Source organism: Pseudomonas arcuscaelestis, assembly GCF_016881005.1.
Classification (GTDB): domain Bacteria; phylum Pseudomonadota; class Gammaproteobacteria; order Pseudomonadales; family Pseudomonadaceae; genus Aquipseudomonas; species Aquipseudomonas arcuscaelestis.
The window spans coordinates 300,625-321,955 of record NZ_JACOPV010000004.1 but is presented as its reverse complement, the minus strand read 5'-3'; the positions used below and the strand labels follow the sequence as shown (position 1 = coordinate 321,955).

Below are 21,331 nucleotides of genomic sequence, written 5' to 3'. Positions count from 1 at the left end.
CCTGCCTTGAATTCTGTGGACCTGCCTGTAGCAGCGGCTTGCCCCGCTATGCGCTGCCGGCTGCAGCGAAGTCATCGCGGGGCAGTGCTCACACCTAGATGTTCTGCCGCTCGCCCTTTGGATCGAAGAACACCGAGGAGCAGATCTCTGCCTCGATCACGCTGCCATCGGCCTGCGGCGAGTAGACGCGCTCGCCGATACGCTTGAGCCCGCCTTTGACCACGCCCATGGCGAAGGAATAGCCCAGGGAGTTGCTGGCGTAGCTGGAGGTCACGTGACCGACCATGTCCATCGGAATCGGTTGCTTCGGATCGAAGACCAGTTGCGCGCCTTCAGGCAGCCATTTGTTCGGGTCCACAGGCTTGAGACCGACCAATTGCTTGCGGTTTTCCCGCACGCAATCCTCACGGTTCATACCGCGCCAGCCGATCCACGAAAACGGCTTGGTCCGGCCCACACACCAGCCCATGTTCAAGTCATCCGGGGTCATTGAGCCGTCGGTGTCCTGGCCTACGATGATGAAGCCCTTCTCGGCCCGCAGGACGTGCATGGTCTCCGTGCCGTAAGGGGTAAGGTTGTACTGCTTGCCCGCCTCGGCGATTTTCTCCAGCACGCCCATAGCGTAGTTGGCCTGGATGTTGACCTCGTACGAAAGCTCCCCGGTAAAGGAAATACGGAATACCCGTGCTGGTACGCCGGCGACCAAACCTTCTTTCCAGGTCATGAACGGGAAGGCGTCCTTGTCCAGATCGATATCACTGACTTCACTCAGCAGTTTGCGGCTGTTTGGCCCAGACAGGGTCAAGGTCGCCCAATGGTCGGTGACCGAGGTGAAGTACACCTTCAAGTCAGGCCATTCGGTCTGCTGGTAGATTTCCAGCCACTGCAGCACACGCGCCGCGCCGCCCGTGGTGGTGGTCATGATGAAATGATTTTCGCCGACACAGGCGGTTACGCCGTCGTCGAAGACCATGCCGTCTTCCTTGCACATCAGGCCATAACGGGCCTTGCCCACATCCAGCTTGGTCCAGGCGTTGGTGTAGATACGGTTGAGGAACTCGCGTGCGTCCGGGCCCTGGATGTCGATCTTGCCCAGGGTCGAGGCGTCGAGCAGGCCGACGCTGTCGCGCACGGCCTTGCATTCACGAGCCACCGCGGCATGAATGTCTTCGCCATTGCGCGGGAAGTACCACGGCCGCTTCCACTGCCCAACATCTTCAAACTCGGCACCGTTTTTCAGGTGCCAGGCATGCAGTGCGGTGAAGCGCACCGGTTCGAAAAGATGACCGCAATGCCGCCCGGCCACGGCGCCAAAGGTGACCGGCGTGTAGTTGGGACGGAACATGGTGGTGCCCATCTGCGCAATGGTGATACCCATGGAGCGGGCAGCAATCGCCAGACCGTTGATATTGCCCAGCTTGCCCTGGTCGGTACCGAAGCCCAGCGCGGTATAACGCTTAACGTGCTCGACCGACTCGAAACCCTCACGCGTGGCCAGTTCGATAGCCGCAGCGGTCACGTCGTTCTGCTGGTCGACGAATTGCTTCGGCGCCCGCGCAGTGTTCTTGTCGTGGGGTACCTGGAACAGCGCAATCGTCGCTTCCTCCTGACGCGCCAACACTTTTGGAAGCGTCCCCGGCACAGCCTTGAAGCCCGCTTCACTTGCAGCGCGCACGCCACCTTCGTAGCCATCGGCCAGCGAATCGCCCAAGGCGAAAACGCCGTTTATGCCACCGACACACACGCGTTTTTGCGGTGCATCACCAGGTACAAAGCCAAGAATGTCATCACGCCAGGTCGGCTTGCCGCCCAAGTGCGAAGCCAGATGCACCACCGGGCTGTAGCCGCCGGAGGTGGCCACCAGATCGCAGTCCAGCCATTCGCCCGGGCTGGTAATTTTATGTGCCTTGACGTCAATCGCGGCCACGCGGGCAGCGGTTACATGCTTGCTGCCGCGGGACTCGATGACCGCACTGGAGGTGAGAATCCGAATGCCCTTGGCCCGTGCCTCTTCCACCAGCGATCCACGAGGATTGTGGCGGGCATCGGCAATGGCGACCACTTTCAGACCGGCGTCGTGCCAGTCCAGCGCCACGCGGTAGGCGTGGTCGTTATTGGTCGACAGAACCATATTACGGCCCGGTGCGACACCATAACGACGCACATAGGTAGAGACCGCACCGGCAAGCATGTTGCCCGGCACATCGTTGTTGCCATACACCAGCGGACGTTCGTGAGCGCCGGTCGCCAGCACCACACGCTTGGCCCGCACCCGATGCATACGCTGGCGCACGGTACCTATCGGCGCGCGATCGCCGAGGTGGTCGGTCAGGCGCTCGTGAATGGTGAGAAAATTGTGATCGTGATAGCCGTTGACCGTCGCCCGTGGCAACAGGGTGACTTCACGCATGCCTTTGAGTTCCGCTACAACAGCTGTAACCCATTCAGCCGCAGGTTTGCCATCGAGGCTCTCACGGCTGTCGAGCAGGCTGCCGCCGAACTCTTCCTGCTCATCGGCAAGGATCACCCGCGCACCGCTGCGACCTGCTGCCAGCGCCGCCGCCAGACCGGCGGGACCTGCGCCAACGATCAGCACATCGCAGTGCTGACTCATATAGTCGTAGCTGTCCGGATCGTTCTCCAGCGGGGCGCGACCAAGGCCCGCCGCCTTGCGGATGTACTTCTCGTAAGTCATCCAGAATGACTGCGGATACATGAAAGTCTTGTAGTAGAAACCCGGTGGCATCAACTTGCCGCCAACCTTGCCGAGAATCCCCATCATGTCGGTGTTCACGCTCGGCCAGCCATTGGTGCTGGTGGCCACCAGGCCCGCATACAGCGCCTGCTGAGTGGCGCGCACGTTTGGCACCTGAGTGGCTTCGGTCGCACCGATTTGCAGGATTGCGTTCGGCTCTTCAGAACCAGCCGCGATGATCCCGCGAGGACGCGAGTATTTGAAACTGCGCCCGACAATATCCACGCCGTTGGCCAGCAATGCGGCAGCCAGGGTGTCACCGGCATAGCCCTGATAGGTCTGACCGTTGAAGGTGAAGTTCAACACTTTGCTGCGATCAATGCGACCGCCGTTGGACAGGCGATAGACCTGGCTCATACCTTTTCTCCCTGACCACTGACTGCCAACTGCGGGCTGGTGCTTTTGCCGGTCACTTGCGGCTTGGCGCCGATCGGATAGGTTTCCAGAATTTCGTAGGTCACCGTGTCACGGGTGGCGTTGAAGTACTGGCGGCATCCGGCAGCGTGAATCCACAGCTCGTGGTGCAGGCCGCGGGGGTTGTCGCGAAAGAACATGTAGTCGCCCCACTCCTCGTCGGAGCAGGCGTTAGGGTCCAGCGGCCGCGGAATATGCGCCTGGCCTGCAGCGTGGAACTCTTCCTCGGAACGCAGCTCGCCGCAGTGGGGACAGAAGATATGCAACATGGGGATTTCTCCTGTTAGTGGGCGACAGCGGCAGCGCCGTGTTCGTCGATCAGTGCGCCGTTGTGGAAACGGTCGATGGAAAAAGGTTTGGCCAGCGGGTGCATTTCGCCCTTGGCCAGACTGGCGGCAAAGACGTTGCCTGAACCCGGCGTGGCCTTGAAGCCACCGGTGCCCCAGCCACAGTTGAAAAACATGTTCTTGACTGGGGTCTTGGAGATGATCGGGCAAGCGTCCGGCGTAGTGTCGACGATGCCGCCCCACTGGCGGTTCATGCGCACCCGCGAAAGAATCGGGAACATTTCGACGATGGCTTGCAAGGTGTGTTCGATTACCGGGTAGGAACCGCGCTGACCGTAGCCGACCCACCCATCGATACCAGCACCGATGACCAGATCGCCCTTGTCGGACTGGCTGATGTAGCCATGCACGGCGTTGGACATGATCACACTGTCGATGATCGGCTTGAGCGGCTCGGACACCAGTGCCTGCAGCGGATGCGACTCGATCGGCAGACGGAAACCGGCCAGCTTGGCCATGTGCCCGGAGTTACCTGCGGTGACCACGCCGACACGCTTGGCACCAATGAAGCCCTTATTGGTCTCGACCCCGATGACAACGCCGTTTTCCTTGCGAAAACCGATCACTTCGGTCTGCTGGATCAGGTCAACGCCCAAGGCGTCGGCGGCGCGGGCAAAGCCCCAGGCCACGGCATCATGACGGGCGACACCACCGCGCCGCTGCACAGTGGCGCCGATGATGGGGTAGCGGGTGTTTTTCGAGCAGTCCAGGTATGGAATCTCATCGGCGACCTGCTGGGCATTGAGCAGCTCGCCATCGACACCGTTGAGGCGGTTGGCACTGACCCGACGTTCCGAATCACGCATGTCCTGCAGGGTGTGGCACAGGTTGTAGACCCCGCGCTGGGAGAACATCACGTTGTAGTTGATGTCCTGAGACAAGCCTTCCCAAAGCTTCATCGCGTGCTCATAGAGATGCGCCGACTCGTCCCACAGGTAGTTGGAGCGCACGATGGTGGTGTTGCGTGCAGTGTTGCCACCGCCCAACCAGCCCTTCTCGACCACTGCAACGTTGGTGATGCCGTGTTGCTTGGCCAGGTAGTAGGCAGTGGCCAGGCCATGCCCGCCACCGCCGACGATGACCACGTCGTAGACCTTTTTCGGGGTCGGTGTGCGCCACATGCGCTGCCAGTTTTCGTGATGGCTGAGCGAGTGTTTGAAGAGGCCGAAGCCCGAGTAACGTTGCATAGTTTTCACTCCTGGAGCACTCAGCGATAAACCGGGAAATCTGCACAGAGTGCCGACACGTTCTTCGCCACATCGGCCTCGACATCGGCATCACCGAGGTTGTCGAGAATGTCGCAGATCCAGCCGGCCAGCTCTTCACACTGGGCAACCTTGAAGCCACGGCTGGTGACGGCCGGGGTGCCGATCCGCAGGCCAGAAGTGACGAACGGTGACTGCGGGTCATTCGGGACGGCGTTCTTGTTGACGGTGATGTGCGCGCGGCCCAGGGCAGCGTCGGCATCCTTGCCGGTCAGGCCCTGACGAATCAGGCTGACCAGGAACAAATGGTTGTCGGTGCCGCCGGAAACCACATCGAAACCGCGATCGATGAACACCTTGGCCATGGCCTGGGCATTGTCGATGACCTGCTGCTGATAGGTCTTGAAGCCAGGCTCCAGAGCTTCCTTGAAGCACACCGCCTTGGCCGCGATCACATGCATCAGCGGGCCACCCTGAGCGCCAGGGAATACGGCTGCATTGAGCTTCTTCTCGATTTCTTCGTTGCTGCGCGCGAGGATCAAGCCCCCGCGCGGGCCACGCAGGGTTTTGTGCGTCGTGGTAGTGACCACGTCGGCATACGGCAGCGGGTTTGGATAGAGGCCCGCAGCAACCAGGCCGGCAACGTGCGCCATGTCGACAAAAAGATAGGCCCCGACCTTGTCAGCGATCTGACGAAAACGTGGGAAGTCGAGGGTTTTCGAGTAGGCTGAGAAACCGGCAACGATCATCTTCGGCTTATTTTCCACCGCCAGACGTTCGACTTCGTCGTAGTCGATCAACCCTGTGCCGGTATCGATGCCGTACTGCACGGCGTTGTACAACTTGCCCGATGACGACACCTTGGCGCCGTGGGTCAAATGACCACCATGCGCCAGGCTCATGCCGAGGATGGTGTCACCTGCTTGCAACAGAGCCAGGTACACGGCGCTGTTGGCCGAAGAGCCTGAATGCGGCTGGACGTTTGCATAGTCGGCGCCGAACAATTGCTTGGCGCGATCGATAGCCAGTTGCTCGACTTTATCCACATGCTCGCAACCGCCGTAGTAGCGCTTGCCCGGATAGCCTTCAGCGTATTTGTTAGTCAGGCCGCTGCCTTGGGCCTGCATGACGCGCTTGCTGGTGTAGTTCTCCGAGGCGATCAGTTCAATGTGATCTTCCTGGCGTTGCTCTTCGGCATTGATCGCCGCCAGCAGTGCATCATCGTAACCCTGGATCTGGTCTTGCTTGCTGAACATTGCGTCTCTCCCGGCAGCGGCATCGGTTCTTATGGGGCAATCGCCCTTTTCAGCGATGGTATGACCGACGCAGACAGCCTAGATGCCTACGCACGCCTTGCAGTGGTGCGTTTACGACATGCAGCCTCATCGCGGCACAAGCCTGCGCCAACAGGGCTGGCCAGGAGCAGGCTTCCCCACGATGCTTTGTATAGGCGACGCTACATTTCTTGGTTTAGAGTGCTGATCTGCGTCGTTCACAGGACAGTGTCATGACAGATCAAAGCCAGCAATTCGCCAGCGACAACTACTCAGGTATCTGCCCGGAAGCCTGGGCCGCGATGGAAAAAGCCAACCAGGGTCACGACCGCTCCTACGGCGACGACCAATGGACTGCCCGTGCCGCCGAGTACTTTCGCAAACTGTTCGAAACCGATTGTGAGGTGTTCTTCGCCTTCAACGGCACCGCGGCCAACTCACTGGCGCTGTCGTCCCTGTGCCAGAGCTATCACAGCGTAATCTGCTCCGAGACCGCCCACGTCGAAACCGACGAATGCGGCGCTCCGGAGTTCTTCTCCAACGGTTCAAAACTGCTGACTGCCCGCAGCGTGGCTGGCAAGCTGACCCCCGAATCGATTCGTGAAGTCGCGCTGAAACGCCAGGACATTCACTACCCCAAACCACGCGTGGTCACCATTACCCAAGCCACCGAGGTGGGCAGCGTCTACCGCCCGGACGAACTCAAGGCAATCAGTGCCACCTGCAAAGAGCTTGGCCTGAACCTGCACATGGACGGCGCCCGTTTCAGCAACGCCTGCGCCTACCTTGGCTGCTCGCCAGCCGAGCTGACCTGGAAAGCCGGCGTCGATGTGCTGTGCTTTGGTGGCACCAAAAACGGTATGGCCGTGGGTGAAGCGATCCTGTTCTTCAATCGCGATCTGGCTGAAGACTTCGACTACCGCTGCAAGCAAGCCGGTCAATTGGCCTCGAAAATGCGTTTTCTGTCTGCCCCTTGGGTAGGCTTGCTCGAAGGCGACGCCTGGCTCAAATACGGCGCCCACGCCAACCGCTGCGCACAGTTGCTCAGCCAATTGGTAAGTGACGTGCCAGGTGTGGAGTTGATGTTCCCGGTCGAAGCCAACGGGGTGTTCCTACAGATGTCCGAACCTGCTCTGGAAGCCTTGCGCAACAAGGGCTGGCGCTTCTACACCTTCATCGGCAGCGGTGGTGCACGATTCATGTGCTCTTGGGACACCGAAGAGGCGCGGGTTCGGGAATTGGCGGCAGACATTCGCGAAGTGATGAATGCCTGACAGCCGCATCGCGGGGCAAGCCGAGTCGTCGCAGTAGCACGAGCCAGCTTGCCCCACGAATCGATCTACAACCTGAAGCCACCCATCTGCCGCGCCAGGTCATCCGCCAAGCCGCGCAGTGCCTGACATTCCTCTCGACACCCCTGCACTTCCGACGCTGTCTGCCGCGCCAGATCGGATATTCCCTGAACAGTACGATTGATCTCTTCAGTCACCGCCGACTGCTCTTCAGTCGCCGTCGCCACTTGATGGTTCATATCGCTGATGTGTTCGACCTGATCGGTAATGGTGCTCAGTGAAGCGCCGGTCTGCTGGCTGGATTGCACCCCGGTGCCCGTTGCCACCTGCCCAGCCTGCATCGACGCCACAGCGCTACCGGCGCCATGCTTCAGACGCAGGATCATCTGCTGCACTTCATCGGTAGACACCTGGGTACGTCGGGCCAATGTTCGCACCTCGTCGGCAACCACGGCAAAACCGCGGCCCATCTCACCTGCCCGTGCAGCTTCAATGGCCGCATTGAGCGCCAGCAGGTTGGTTTGCTCGGAAATACTGCGAATCACTGCCAATACTTCGTCAATTGATGCCACTTCATTGGCCAGTTCACCCACGGCGTGGGCGGCCTGGCCAATCTCACCCGACATGCCCTCGATATGGGCAATCGAGCGCCGGACCACTTCACGCGCCTCGAGCGCTTCTGTGCGGGCTGTTTCCGATGCCTGCGCGGCATTGCCAGCATTCTGGGCAATGTCCTGTACGGTAAGGCCCATTTCATGCACCGCCGTGGCGACCATCTCGGTCATTTCCTGCTGACGTCCGGAACGTTCGGCAGTGTTGTCCACCACCTGGGTCACTTGTGCAACAGCACTGTGCAAACGCTCGCTGGTGCGCAGCACTTCGCCAATCAAGGTCCGCTGGCTATCAATAAAGCGATTGAACCCACGGGCCAGATCGCCCAGTTCATCGGCGCGCGATTCATCCAGGCGCTGACTTAGATCACCGCCCCCATTACCAATCGCCAACAGGGCGCCAGTTACCCGACGAATCGGCCGGACAATGCCACGGGCCAACAGCACCACCAGCAACAGCGATACCAGCGCCACGGCGCCGCCAATCAGGCTGGTCAGCCAGACTGTCTCGCGCACAGGAGCGTAGATCTGTGCCTCTGGAACTTCGGCAACCAGAGTCCAGTTCAAGTCGCGAAGTGGCAGGCTCAATGCCAGATAACCCTCGCCATCGCGCTCGAAACGGCTACTGTGCAAACCATCACCCTTGCTTAGCACAGCCTGGGCTGCGGACTCGCCGATTTGCTCGGAGAGTTTTTTCTTGCCGCTCAACTCCTGCTGCGGGTGAACTTGAATCAGGCCATCACTGCGTACCAGAAACACCCGTCCACGCTCACCGAAGCTGAAGTTGTGGATCAGCTCCGACAGCTCGGTCATGCGCAGGCCAAGCCCGGCGATGCCCACCAACTTACCGGCCTTCTCCACCCGATAGTCGATAAAAAGCGCCAACTCACCGGTGCTGCCATCGGTGTCGATGTTGAGCAGGCGCGGGTTGCCGCTGTCGATAAAACCGTAAAACCATTTGTCCGCCGGGTTGCTGCGGCTCAGGGTCCGGTCCAGGCCTTTTTCGTTGTAGTAGTGATTGGTTTCGGTGCCTGCAAACAACGCCGTGAACGCTTGGTTTTTCTGGCGCAAGGCTTCGAGGTACTCAATAAATTGCGGCGCCTGGGCACTGTCTTCACCTGCGGCCAGCCAGTCGCGCAGCAGGGTGTTGTTGGCAATGTCGGCCGCAGCGGTCAGCGGACGGCTCAACATTCGCTCAATGTCGTTACGAATTGCCTCAATGCTTGCCGGCAAGGCGGTGTCGACCAGGTAACGTTCGGTCAGGCGATTGACGGCCACCGAGTAGATCCCGACCACGATAAGAATGCTCACCAACAGGGCTGCGCCCATGCTTGCGATCAATTGCCACTGAATGCTGCGCCGCCAAAACTGCATGAATCTTCCCCTGAGTAAATAAGCCTTGTGCTGCAATAGCCAGGCCAATTGTATACAGACGAAAATACAATAACTCCATTGACCCACAACAATGCCGCTCACTGCCAGCGGGGCAGTGAGCAAGCAAAAGAGAAAATGGGAGTTGCGGGGGCCTGTCAGCTGTCGCCGATGGTCCGGGCAATGGCATCGACCGTGGCGCTGACTTGCTCTTGGTAACGGTCGAGGGCTTGCTGGTGCTGCGCTTGCAGATCGATCTGCTGCGAGCAGAGGTTGAGGGCTGCAAGAACCAGCAGCTTGTCACCGATCAGCGTCGGATATTTACGCTTGGTTTCGGCCAGCGAGGCGTTGAGCATCTGCACGGCCTGCGACAGGGCCTGCTCCTGGCCTTCGGGAGCCTTGATCGAATAATCGCTGCCGAGAATCGACACGACATTGATCGGCTGTGCTGAAGTTCTCATGCGTTGACGGCACCAGCGCTTGCGCGTTCAACCAGAGCCTGAATGCGTGCAGCGGTAGAGCCCTGCTTTTCTTCCTGCTCCATCAGCGCCAGTTGCAGGCTCTCGTTTTCATCCTTGGCCTGGGCCAGTTGCGCGTTGATCTGCTCGTTGCGCTCGCTCAGTTCCTGATTCTTCTGTACCAGGTCGCTGACGAGTTGTTCCAATTGACTGAGGGAAGTTTCCAACATGATTGCCTTCTCGGGTTTTTCAGGGGGCGCACACGATAAAGAAAAGTCCGCGTGCTAGCCAGGGATATCGGGTTAGACGCTTCGGCCTGGTGCAGATTGACCTGGCTTTGGCAGTCTGGTTCCCGCTTCAGGTGTCCGCTTGTCAGGAAAACTGATCGCTGACGCGCAGTTTGTACATCCACCCCTCAAGTCTGCCAAATGTTGACCGATAGGCAAGGCAATCCTCAATCTGTCGCATGAAGTGCGCGCTATTTTCCCCCTCCGGAAGACCACTATGTCCCTTCGTAACATGAATATTGCCCCGCGCGCGCTGCTGGGGTTTGCCCTTATTGGCGCCCTGATGCTGGGGTTGGGTCTGTTCGCGCTGAATCAAATGAGCAAGATTCGCCAGGCTGGCGAAATTATCGAGAATTCCACCGTACCGAGCATTACCAACGTTGATCAGCTCACCCAGTTGACCCTGCGCCTGCGTACCCTGTCGTATCGACTGCTACTCAATCGCGAAGCCGACACGCTGCAGAACACACGCAACCTGATCGCCCAGCGCAACCAGCAGATCGACGAAGCCCGCAAGGTCTACGAACCGCTGATCTATGGAGCCCAGGAGCGTGCCGCCTATAACCAGTATGTGCAGTTGCTCGGCCAATACCGCGAGCTGGAGAACCGTATGCAACTGGCCTCGCAGAACAATGACCTGGAAACCCTGCGCAACCTGATCAACCGCGACATGCTCAACAGTTCCGAGCAGATCAACAGCGTCATGGATCAATTGGTCAGCATCAACACCGAGCAAACCCGTACGATCAACCAGACGGCTGCGCAGCAGTATTCCAACGCCGTCACCCTGGTGGTCAGCCTGCTGCTGTTCGCCACGGTGCTGACCCTGGGCTGCGCCTTGCTGCTGACCCGCAGTATCGTCAAACCTATCGATGATGCCCTGCAGGCTGCCGAACGCATTGCCGAAGGCGATCTCACACGCAACATCCACATCGAAGGTCATGATGAAGCCGCACGCCTGCTGCGGGCCATGGCCAAGATGCAAGACAAGCTGCGCGACACACTGCAGTTGATCGCCGGCTCTGCCACTCAACTGGCTTCGGCTGCCGAAGAATTGAACAGCGTTACGGACGAAAGCGCCCGAGGCCTGCAACAGCAAAACAACGAAATCGAACAGGCCGCCACCGCAGTCACCGAAATGACCAGCGCCGTCGAAGAAGTGGCGCGCAATGCCGTCAGCACCTCGGAAGCGTCCAAGGAAGCCACGCGCTCGGCAGGTGATGGCCGCGACCTGGTGCTGGAGACTGTCAGCGCCATTGAGCGCATGAGTGTCGATGTACAGGGCACTGCCGATCTGATCGGCAACCTGGCGGAAGAATCACGCGATATCGGCAAGGTTCTCGACGTCATTCGCGGCCTGGCAGACCAGACCAACCTGCTGGCACTCAATGCCGCCATCGAAGCGGCACGGGCCGGTGAAGCCGGTCGTGGATTTGCCGTGGTAGCTGATGAAGTCCGCGCCCTGGCGCATCGCACCCAGCAATCAACCAGCGAAATCGAGCGCATGATCGGCAGTATCCAGGGCGGCACCGAACAAGCAGTCAACTCCATGCGCAACAGCACCGAACGCGCCGAGTCGACGCTCAATATTGCCCGCGGCGCAGGCCTGGCGCTGGACACCATTACCGGTGCGGTAGCCGAGATCAACGAGCGTAATCTGGTAATCGCCAGCGCTGCCGAAGAACAGGCCCAGGTGGCTCGCGAAGTGGACCGCAACCTGGTCAACATCAACGACCTGTCGGTGCAGTCGGCCACCGGCGCCCACCAGACCAGCGCGGCAAGCGCCGAGCTGTCACGTTTGGCAGTTGACCTGAACGGGCTAGTGGCACGCTTCAGCGTCTGATCATCGCGGGGCGAAAGCCCCCAGTCAGAACTCGATACGCACGTCGCCCTTGGGCACGCTGCAGCAAGAAAGGATATAGCCTTCGGCGACGTCATCATCGGTGATGCCGCCGTTGTGCTCCATCTCCACCTCGCCGCCCAGCTTGAGCACCTTACAGGTGCCACAGATGCCCATGCCGCAGGCCTTGGGAATCATCAAGCCAAGCTTGGCCGCCGCCGCATGCACGGTTTCGCCGGGCGCCACGCGAATGCTCTTGCCGGTGGCGGTGAACTCGACCTGATGCAGATCAGCATTGTCTACCTCCGGTGCATCAGCTGCCTGTTCGGCAAGCTCGACTGCATCGGCCTTGACCTCGGCCGGGGTCGCGCCGAAAGACTCCTCATGGTAACGGCTCATGTCATAGCCACTGCCTTCGAGCATGCGCTTGACCGCGTGCATATAGGGCGTAGGCCCGCAGCAGAAGATTTCCCGCTCCAGATAGTCCGGGGCAATCAACTCCATCAGCTTCTGGTTCAAATAACCACGATAGCCCGCCCAGGGCTCACCCAGGCCATGCTTCTCGCAAATAATGTGCAAGCTGAAGTTGTCGATTCGCGACGCCATGTGCTCAAGCTCGCGGTGATAAATGATGTCTTTGGGCGAGCGCGCGCTGTGCACAAAGACCATGTCGACATTGGCGTTGGTGTCGTAGAACCAGCGCGCCATGGACATCACCGGCGTGATGCCGACCCCACCGCTGAGGTACAGCACTTTAGGGCTCGGGAAATCGATGGCATTGAACAGCCCGACCGGACCGTGAACCGCCAGTTCCTGGCCCTCGTGCAGGGTGTCGTGCAGCCAGTTGGAGACCTTACCGCCCGGTACTCGCTTGATGGTCACGGAAAAGCTGTAGGGCACCGAAGGCGAGCTGGAGATGGTGTACGACCGCATAATCGGCTCGCCATCAATCTCCAACTCCAGGGTGACGAACTGCCCGGGCTTGAAGAAGAACATGATCGGCTGGTCGGCCATGAAACAGAAGGTGCGCACATCCCAGGTTTCCTGGATCACCTTTACGCAACGCACGATGTGGCGGCCGTTGGCCCAGGTCTGGGTGCTGACCGGATTGAGGAAGGTGTTGGACATGCTCATCTCCACGGCCGACTGCGGCCTCATGGTTGCGATTCTGCTCAAGCGCCATGCTCGACACATTCCTATCCGCGACATCTGCGTGCTTATCGCGACCAGCCCCCTGTAACAAGGGCTGTGGCGTCGGAAACGGATCTGATCATGTCGCCCATGGATATGGTTCACACCCGCTTCAAACGCACACTCCATCGCAAATGATCCTGCTGTAATTGCCTTGCGTCGCCATAACAACGATTAGCCACTTTCACCGGCCACAGCACTGGCCACGAGGACCTACACGATGGACGTCACCGCAACTTTGAGTCTGGGCGATCCACTGGAACCTGCGCGCAAGGCGACTGCCGAGATGCTGCAGAGCCGCGAGCGTACGTTCTCGCTGCCGCAGCCGTTCTATTGCGACGAGCGCCTGTTCCAGATCGATATGGAAGAGATCTTCCAGAAGGAATGGTTGATCGCCGGGATGACCTGCGAAATTCCGACCAAGGGCAACTTCCTCACCCTGCAGATCGGCAAGAACCCAATCCTCGTGGTGCGTGGTGCTGAAGGCCAGGTACATGCCTTCCATAACGTCTGTCGTCACCGTGGCTCGCGCCTGTGCACCAGCGACAAGGGCAAGGTCGCCAAGCTGGTCTGCCACTACCACCAGTGGACCTACGAGCTGGACGGCCGTCTGCTGTTCGCCGGCACTGAAATGGGCGCCGACTTCGACATGAAGCAGTACGGACTCAAGCCGGTCAACGTGAAGACCGCTGGGGGCTACATTTTCATCAGCCTGGCTGAGAATCCGCCAGCCATCGACGACTTCCTTGCCACCCTGACCCATTACATGGAGCCCTATGACATGGAGAACACCAAGGTGGCGGTGCAAACCACCTTGATGGAAAAGGCCAACTGGAAGCTGGTGCTGGAAAACAACCGCGAGTGCTATCACTGTGGCGGGTCGCATCCGGAACTGCTGAAAACCCTGCTGGAGTGGGATGACGTAACCGACCCGCGCGCCGACCAGGCATTCAAGGACCATGTTGCCGCTTCAGCGGCGGCCTGGGACGCTGAAAAGATTCCCTACGCCCATGCAAGCTTCGGCCTGCGCAACCGCATCGTGCGCATGCCGTTGCTCAAGGGCACCGTGTCCATGACCCTGGATGGCAAGCAGGGTTGCCAGAAACTCATGGGGCGGATCAAGAACCCCGATCTTGGCTCGATGCGTATCCTGCACCTGCCGCACTCCTGGAACCACTGCATGGGCGATCACATCATCGTCTTCACGGTATGGCCGATCAGCGCGCAGGAAACCATGGTCACCACCAAATGGCTGGTGCACAAGGACGCAGTCGAAGGGGTCGACTACGATCCAGCACGCATGCGCGAAGTCTGGGATGCAACCAACGACCAGGACCGTCGCCTGGCTGAAGAGAACCAGCGCGGCATCAACTCCACCGCCTACCAACCTGGGCCGTACTCCAAGACCTACGAATTTGGCGTAGTGAACTTCGTTGATTGGTACAGCGAACGTATGTTGAGCAACCTGGGAGCAGCGCCTGCGCCGTACCTCAAAGGTGTGGCCGTTCAGTAGCGCCTGATCGCGGGCAAACTCGCTTCTGGCTTCTGCGAGAGTGGGTTTGCCCCGCGACGCTGTACAAATTTCAACCAACCCCCGCTATCCCCCGGCCCCACTGGGCGCCTCGATACAGCAAACACTTTATCCACAGGTCAACCCACAGCAAATGTGAGCAAGTGACTGTTTTCCTGGATAAAATATTTTGATCAAAAATCAACCAATCCAACGTAAGCCTTTAAATACGTAGCCTGCAGGGGAATGGCAACACCTTATCCACAGAGAGGCCAACAGACTTTGTGTGCAAAAGTTGTGTCAGCAAAAAACGATTGTGGATAAGGCATAAAACGCCTTAATTACCGTGACTTAAGCGGGACAAACACAGCAATTGTATGTTTTTTAACCAACATCGTGCAGCCCTTGATCCACGGGGCTCTCAGCCATACGCAAACATATTATCCACAGAGCCGCCAACAGCGATTGTGGGCAATATCATCGCAGCAGGTAAGAGAAAACCTCGATAAATCCGTTACTTAGCCTGGTTGTTTTTTGACCATAACGCCGAAAGGCACGCAGTGCGTGCCTTCCAGCCATACACAAACACTTTATCCACAGATCAGCCAACAGACTTTGTTAGCAACTGCTCAGCGCAATACACCCTCTTCAACCAGCAGCTTCAGTATCGCCTCGGCACCTGTTTGTGGCGTAACGTCCTTGAGCACTTGCCCACCGCCGCCACTGGCCTTGGCCGTGGCTGCTTTCATACGGTCGGCGCCACTTTTGGCCTTGATTACCTTCAAGCGCTTGGGCCTTGGTTTGGCCGGTTGCAACTCGGCATCTGTGAATAACTCGTCCTCGACGATCTGCACCTGGCGAGCGGCCAATACACCCCTACGGGCTGGCCCAAAGGCGCTCTGACGCGGTTTGGGCGCGGCGTTATCCACAGTCGCCAGCAGTGGCAAGCGCACTTTAAGCCGACGTCGCTGGCCGCGCGGCAGCGCCTGCAACACCTGGGCGACGCCGTTGTCGATAGATTCGACCTCGGCAAGCCCGACCACCAGTGGCCATCCCAGGCGCTCCGCCAGCAGAAACGGCAGCATGCCCGAACCTTCACCGGTTTCTGCTTGAGTTCCAGTCAACACCAACTGTGCTCCGGCATCTCGCAAATAGTCGCCGAGAACGCCCAGGGCGTCGGCCCCGGCGGGCTGCTCGAGCACATCCAATTGCCCAAGCCCCATGCCCAGGTACGCGCGCAAGGCCGGCTCCTGTGGATTACCTGCATGCAGAACCTGCAAGCTATCCCCAGCCAACTGCAAACCCAGCTCCACTGCGCGGGCGTCCTGCTCGGCACGCCGGGTGCGACCTGAGCTTGGGTGAGCACCGATCGAAACAAGACTGATGACCTTGGTGTTCATAGCTGACCCTGTCCTTATGCCGCGTCGCGCTTGGCGCCGTTGCGATAGTTTTCCACAGCCTCGATGAGTGCCTGCAGAATCGCCGCACTGTCACCGATGACTGACAAATCGGCACGTTTGATCATGTCGCAGCCAGGGTCCATGTTGATCGCCACCACCTTATCGCAGGCGCCAATACCCTGCAGGTGCTGGATTGCTCCAGAAATACCCACAGCCATGTAGACGCGCGCAGTCACCCAGGTTCCTGTGGCACCCACCTGGCGATTGCGCGGCATGAAGCCGTCATCCACGGCCACTCGCGATGCCCCTTCAGTGGCGCCCAGCGCTTCGGTGGCACGATGAAATAACTGCCAATCCTTGACCCCGTTGCCTCCCGACACGATGAATTCAGCTTCAGCCATGGCTATCGCAGCGGGATCGACGGCCACCGGGCCGAGGTCTTCAATACGCGACAGGCTGCGAGCCACACTTGTGGATAAGTGTTCAGGCAAGGCTTCGTGGCGTGTTTCACTGACCGGGTCGGCACATTCAGCGCCAGCCAGAATCAGCCGCGGCAGACCACGAACAAGATCTTGCTGACCTGCGCCAGCGCGACCACTGCACTGCCCCTCCTTTACTTGCCAGACCCTGGTTGCCGGCCTTTCGTTGATGGCGGCAGCAAAGCGCCGGCCCAGCTCACCCCCACCGGTACGGCTGTCCGGGAGCAGCCAATGGCGCGGGTTAACCTGGTTATCCACAGCCCGTAACCCCTGCACCAGTTGCTCCGGTGCATAACCTGCAAATTCATCACCCTCCACGATCAGTAGGCGATCAACGCCGGCTGTGGAAAAGTTGTTTTCCTTGTGTTCACCGAACACCACGGCCAATACCGCGCCCTCACTACCCGCCAGACTGCGCGCCAACCCCAGCAGATCACGGTCGTGACTGCCCAGGCGTCCACCGACCATATCCGGGACCACGGCAATGTAGAATGCCGGCTGTATCACTTGATGCAGCGGCAACTCCACCGCCACGGCTGCACTTCGCTTGTTGCTGGTGCCCTGCTGGGCGCCGCTGCGGTCAATGCGCTTGATACCGTTGGGGCCAATGAAGCCAATCCCATGAAGATTCTTGCGGATGATGCCGTCAGGCCCCATCCAGCTGTGCTGCTGAGTCTGTTGCATAGCCGCATGCAACGGATGCAAACGATTACGGGCAATCCACTCGGCGCGTGGATCGCGGCGGATAATGTCGCTCATCAGTGCACCTCCGCAGGTTCACGCTTTGCTGGCGCAGGCTTGCTGCTCGGCGCCTGCTCTTCGAGCAGGGCGTCGGCCACCAACTCCGCCAGGTCTTTGATCAATGGCCGTGGTTCGACCACACCTTCAAGCATCGCCGTGCACTGTGGACAACCCACCGCGACCAGTTCGGCTGCGGTCTCGCGAATGTCCTCCATGCGCATGTCGGGGATCCGTTGCTTGCCCGGAATATCGGTTATAGGTGCACCGCCACCGCCGCCACAGCAACGGGAACGCAAGCCCGAGCGCTGCATTTCCTTCACCTCGATGCCCAGGGCACGGAGTACTTCACGCGGCGCCTGATACTCACCGTTGTAGCGCCCCAGGTAGCAGGGGTCGTGATAAGTGACACTGCCCCCTTTGTGCTGCCTCAGGTTCAGGGCGCCAGCGCCAATCAACTCGGCAATGTAAGTGCTGTGGTGCTGCACTTGATACTCGCCACCAAAAGCGCCGTATTCGTTCTTGAGCACGTGAAAGCTGTGCGGATCGCAGGTAACAATGCGCTTGAAGCTGTATTTGCCCAGGGTCTGGATATTGCGCCTGGCCAATTGCTGAAAGGTCGCCTCATCGCCCAAGCGCCGCGCAACATCGCCACTGTCGCGTTCTTCAAGACCGAGCACGGCAAAGTCCACTTGCGCCGCTTTCAGCACTTTGACGAACGCACGCAGCGTGCGCTGGTTACGCATGTCAAAAGCACCGTCACCCACCCAGAACAATACGTCCGTGCTTTGGGTGTCAGCGAGCAGGTTGAGGTTGAGATCTGCCGCCCAGTTCATTCGCCCCCCTGGTGCGAAGCCCCCCGGGTTGTCGGTGGCGATCAGGTTGTCCAGTACTTCGGCGCCTTTGTTTGGCGTCGCGCCCTTTTCCAGGGTCAGGTGGCGGCGCATATCGACGATGGCATCGACGTGCTCGATCATCATCGGGCACTCTTCCACACACGCACGGCAGGTGGTGCACGACCACAAGGTTTCAGCATCGACCAGACCATTGACGATCGGTTGATGCGCATTGCCGCCGTGCTCACCCACAGGCTTGCCCGGATACGGGCTACCGGCAAACTTGGCATCGGTGCCACCTGCCAGGCCAACGACCATGTCCTGGATAAGTTTTTTCGGGTTCAGCGGCTGTCCTGCAGCAAAGGCTGGACAGGCCGCTTCGCATTTGCCGCACTGCACACAGGCATCGAATCCGAGTAACTGGTTCCAGGTGAAATCCTTCGGTTTCTCGACCCCCAGCAATGCCTGGGGATCTTCCAGATCAATGGGTTTAAGGCCGGTAGAACGGCCGCCATTGAAGCGCTCGGCACGCCGGTGCCAAGCCAGGTGCAAGGCACCGGCGAATGCATGCTTCATCGGCCCGCCCCAGGTCATGCCGAAGAACAACTCCGACACACCCCAGAGCACGCCAACGCCAAGCAGGGCCACCAACAGCCAACCCCCAAAGCCTTCTGGAAGAAGGCCTGCCACCGGCAAGGTGGCGATGAAGAAACTTGCGGCAAACACCAAAAGGCTTTTCGGCAACCGCATCCACGGCCCCTTGGACAGGCGTGAGGGTGGATTGAGCCGGCGCTTGTAGACGAACACTGCACCGGCAAACATCAATGCCGTGGCAAACAGCAAGGCATAGCCAAGTATCTTGCTATGCAAGCCAAAACCGTGAACCACAATGGCCAGCACCGCAGCCAGCACGAAACCGCCTGCAGTAGCCACGTGAGTGTTGGCCATGTATTTGTCACGGGCGACCACATGGTGCAAATCGACCATATAACGTCGTGGCATAGCCAGCAGACCGCCAAACAGATCGACCTTCGAAGGCCGGCCTTGGCGCCACATCCGTACACGCCGCAAGGCGCCGAGGACCGCCAGGCCCAGGGCTGCGAACAACAGGATGGGGATCAGGGTGTTCAACATGGGAAACTCCCACAGCAATCGCGCTTTAAAAAACACCGTGGGAGCGGGTTTGTCCCGCGATAGCCATGAAGCTCACACACCGCTATCGCGGGGCAAGCCCGCTCCCACAGGGGATCAGAAGTCCTTGCACAGGCGCAAGGCGTCGTAGATCGCGGCATGCGTGTTGCGCTGCGCCACGCAGTCACCGATGCGATACAGCAAATACCCATCGCCCGCCTGACTGAGGATCGGCTGCGGCTGGATCGCGAACAGTGCCTCGACATCGATCTGGCCCTTGTTGCGCGAACCCTCCTTGAGACCGTAGTAGAGCGCCTCGTCTGGCCGCACACCGTTCTCGATCACAACCTGATCCACCACCCGCTCCTCTTTGGCGCCGGTGTATTCGTTTTCCAGCACCGCCACCAACTTGTCGCCCTCGCGGTAGACCTTCTCCAGCGCCAGGTCGCCGGTCATAATCACTTCCTTGGGGTACATGCTGCGGTAATAGGTCGGGAACGACGTACCGCCGATGGCCACGCCCGGCTTGATATCGTCGGTGACAATCTCGACCTGGCTGCCTTTGTCAGCGAGGTAGTCGGCGACTGACATGCCGGTGAACTCGCAAATGGTGTCGTAGACCAACACGTTCTTGCCCGGTGCAACCTTGCCATCGAGCACGTCCCAACTGCTTACCACCAGCCCTTCAGCCGCGCCCCAGTGTTCGTTCTGCTCCAGGAATGGATGCCCGCCCACCGCCAGGACGATCACGTCCGCACGCAAGTCCTCAATGGTGTCGATGTCAGCAGCAGTACCCAGGCGCAGATCGACCTTCAGGCGCGCCAGCTCCAGCTGGTACCAGCGCGTGATACCGGCGATCTGGTCGCGCTGCGGGGCCTTGGCGGCAATGCTGATCTGGCCGCCGATGGCATCCTTTTTCTCGAACAGGGTCACGTCGTGGCCGCGCTCGGCAGATACCCGCGCCGCTTCCATCCCGGCAGGGCCGGCGCCCACCACAACCACCTTGCGCTTGGGCCCGGTGGTCTTTTCAATGATGTGCGGCACGCCCATGTATTCACGGGAGGTGGCGGCGTTCTGAATGCACAGCACATCCAGGCCCTGGTACTGGCGATCGATGCAGTAGTTGGCACCGACACACTGTTTGATTTGATCGATCTGGCCCATCTTGATCTTGGCGATCAAGTGCGGGTCGGCGATGTGGGCACGGGTCATGCCGACCATATCGACATAGCCGCCTTCAAGAATACGTGTGGCCTGGTTCGGGTCTTTGATGTTCTGCGCATGCAGAACAGGAACCTTGACCACTTCCTTGATCCCGGCCGCCAAGTGCAGGAACGGCTCCGGTGGATAACTCATGTTGGGGATAACGTTGGCAAGGGTGTTGTGAGTGTCGCAACCTGAACCGATCACTCCGAAGAAATCGAGCATGCCAGTGGCGTCGTAGTACTTGGCGATTTCCTTCATGTCCTCGTGGCTGAGACCATCCGGATGGAATTCGTCACCACAGATACGCATGCCCACACAAAAATCCGGCCCCACTTCGGCACGCACCGCCTTGAGCACTTCCAGGCCAAACTTCATCCGGCCTTCGAAGCTGCCGCCCCACTCATCGGTACGCTTGTTGACCCGTGGGCTCCAGAACTGATCGATCATGTGCTGGTGCACGGCCGACAACTCGACGCCATCCAGGCCGCCTTCCTTGGCCCGGCGTGCTGCTTGTGCGTAGTTGCCGATCACCCGCCAGATTTCCTCCGGCTCGATGGTCTTGCAGGTGGCACGGTGCACCGGTTCGCGAATGCCCGAAGGCGACATCAGGGTAGGCCAGTTGAAGCCATCCCAGCGCGAACGACGGCCCATGTGGGTAATCTGGATCATGATCTTGGCGCCGTGCTTGTGCATGGCGTCGGCAAGGTTCTGAAAGTGCGGAATGATGCGGTCAGTGGACAAGTTCACCGACGCCCACCACTCCTGCGGGCTATCGATGGCCACCACCGAGGAGCCGCCGCAAATAGCCAGGCCAAGGCCGCCCTTGGCTTTTTCTTCGTAGTATTTGACGTAACGCGCAGTCGTCATCCCGCCATCGGTGGCGTAGACCTCGGCGTGAGCGGTGCTGAGTACGCGGTTGCGGATGGTCAGCTTGCCGATCTGGATCGGCTGGAACATTGCTTCGAAAGCCATGGAGAAATCCTCGA

The 21,331-nt window shown here is 59.6% G+C and carries 15 protein-coding genes and 2 pseudogenes; 4 read left to right on the top strand and 13 right to left on the bottom strand.

Annotated features, from left to right (window positions below):
* Positions 1–94: 94 nt before the first annotated feature.
* From H8F21_RS07840 to glyA, 4 genes are read right to left on the bottom strand one after another with little or no spacing between them, the layout of a single operon-like run.
* Positions 95–3,112, bottom strand: a complete 3,018-nt coding sequence (locus H8F21_RS07840; protein ID WP_203479920.1) for a sarcosine oxidase subunit alpha — start codon at positions 3,110–3,112, stop codon at positions 95–97.
* Positions 3,109–3,438 (bottom strand): sarcosine oxidase subunit delta, encoded by a 330-nt coding sequence (locus tag H8F21_RS07835; protein WP_136474133.1) that lies wholly within the window; start codon positions 3,436–3,438, stop codon positions 3,109–3,111. The genes H8F21_RS07840 and H8F21_RS07835 overlap by 4 nt, the downstream gene beginning before the upstream one ends.
* 14 nt (positions 3,439–3,452) lie before the next feature.
* The gene (locus H8F21_RS07830; protein WP_136474132.1) at positions 3,453–4,703 is read right to left on the bottom strand and encodes a sarcosine oxidase subunit beta family protein; all 1,251 of its coding nucleotides are present in this window, start codon (positions 4,701–4,703) and stop codon (positions 3,453–3,455) included.
* Between the two features lie 20 nt (positions 4,704–4,723).
* Positions 4,724–5,977 carry a serine hydroxymethyltransferase gene (gene glyA / locus H8F21_RS07825; RefSeq protein WP_203479921.1) on the bottom strand — a complete coding sequence of 418 codons (1,254 nt, stop codon included), beginning with the start codon at positions 5,975–5,977 and terminating at the stop codon, positions 4,724–4,726.
* 251 nt (positions 5,978–6,228) lie between these two features.
* Between glyA and H8F21_RS07820 the strand changes: the two genes are divergently transcribed.
* Entirely contained in the window at positions 6,229–7,269 is a 1,041-nt protein-coding gene (locus H8F21_RS07820) for a threonine aldolase family protein (RefSeq protein WP_203479922.1), read from the top strand.
* A 65-nt stretch (positions 7,270–7,334) separates the two neighbouring features.
* On the opposite strand, the gene H8F21_RS29955 is transcribed toward H8F21_RS07820, so the two are convergent.
* From H8F21_RS29955 to H8F21_RS07805, 4 genes and pseudogenes are all read right to left on the bottom strand, one after another.
* Entirely contained in the window at positions 7,335–8,063 is a 729-nt protein-coding gene (locus tag H8F21_RS29955; protein WP_413243030.1) for a methyl-accepting chemotaxis protein, read from the bottom strand.
* 135 nt (positions 8,064–8,198) lie between these two features.
* Positions 8,199–9,227: pseudogene (locus tag H8F21_RS29950) on the bottom strand (HAMP domain-containing protein); the annotation flags it as partial.
* Positions 9,228–9,427: 200 nt separating this feature from the next.
* Entirely contained in the window at positions 9,428–9,730 is a 303-nt protein-coding gene (locus H8F21_RS07810; protein ID WP_203479924.1) for a cell division protein ZapA, read from the bottom strand.
* Entirely contained in the window at positions 9,727–9,957 is a 231-nt protein-coding gene (locus H8F21_RS07805; protein WP_136474127.1) for a hypothetical protein, read from the bottom strand. Before H8F21_RS07805 ends, H8F21_RS07810 begins: the two co-directional genes overlap by 4 nt.
* A 274-nt stretch (positions 9,958–10,231) precedes the next feature.
* On the opposite strand from H8F21_RS07805, the pseudogene H8F21_RS30175 reads away from it, so the two are divergent.
* Both H8F21_RS30175 and H8F21_RS30170 read left to right on the top strand, forming a co-directional pair.
* Positions 10,232–11,002: pseudogene (locus tag H8F21_RS30175) on the top strand (MCP four helix bundle domain-containing protein); the annotation flags it as partial.
* The gene (locus H8F21_RS30170) at positions 10,985–11,857 is read left to right on the top strand and encodes a methyl-accepting chemotaxis protein (protein WP_371922303.1); all 873 of its coding nucleotides are present in this window, start codon (positions 10,985–10,987) and stop codon (positions 11,855–11,857) included. The pseudogene H8F21_RS30175 and the gene H8F21_RS30170, both read left to right, overlap by 18 nt.
* Positions 11,858–11,881: 24 nt before the next feature.
* Here H8F21_RS30170 and gbcB read toward each other — a convergent pair whose 3' ends face one another.
* Positions 11,882–12,982 (bottom strand): FAD-binding oxidoreductase, encoded by a 1,101-nt coding sequence (gene gbcB, locus H8F21_RS07795; RefSeq protein ID WP_203479926.1) that lies wholly within the window; start codon positions 12,980–12,982, stop codon positions 11,882–11,884.
* 283 nt (positions 12,983–13,265) lie between these two features.
* On the opposite strand from gbcB, the gene gbcA reads away from it, so the two are divergent.
* Positions 13,266–14,558 carry a glycine-betaine demethylase subunit GbcA gene (gene gbcA / locus H8F21_RS07790; RefSeq protein WP_136474124.1) on the top strand — a complete coding sequence of 431 codons (1,293 nt, stop codon included), beginning with the start codon at positions 13,266–13,268 and terminating at the stop codon, positions 14,556–14,558.
* Positions 14,559–15,184: 626 nt separating this feature from the next.
* On the opposite strand, the gene etfB is transcribed toward gbcA, so the two are convergent.
* From etfB to dgcA, 4 genes are all read right to left on the bottom strand, one after another.
* Complete coding sequence (etfB, locus tag H8F21_RS07785) at positions 15,185–15,955, bottom strand: electron transfer flavoprotein subunit beta (RefSeq protein ID WP_203479927.1); 771 nt, start codon at positions 15,953–15,955, stop codon at positions 15,185–15,187.
* Positions 15,956–15,969: 14 nt separating this feature from the next.
* The gene (etfA, locus tag H8F21_RS07780; protein WP_203479928.1) at positions 15,970–17,193 is read right to left on the bottom strand and encodes an electron transfer flavoprotein subunit alpha; all 1,224 of its coding nucleotides are present in this window, start codon (positions 17,191–17,193) and stop codon (positions 15,970–15,972) included.
* The gene (gene dgcB, locus H8F21_RS07775) at positions 17,193–19,142 is read right to left on the bottom strand and encodes a (Fe-S)-binding protein (RefSeq protein WP_203479929.1); all 1,950 of its coding nucleotides are present in this window, start codon (positions 19,140–19,142) and stop codon (positions 17,193–17,195) included. Before dgcB ends, etfA begins: the two co-directional genes overlap by 1 nt.
* Before the next feature lie 114 nt (positions 19,143–19,256).
* The gene (gene dgcA / locus H8F21_RS07770; protein ID WP_203479930.1) at positions 19,257–21,317 is read right to left on the bottom strand and encodes an NADH:flavin oxidoreductase; all 2,061 of its coding nucleotides are present in this window, start codon (positions 21,315–21,317) and stop codon (positions 19,257–19,259) included.
* Between the last annotated feature and the right edge of the window lie 14 nt (positions 21,318–21,331).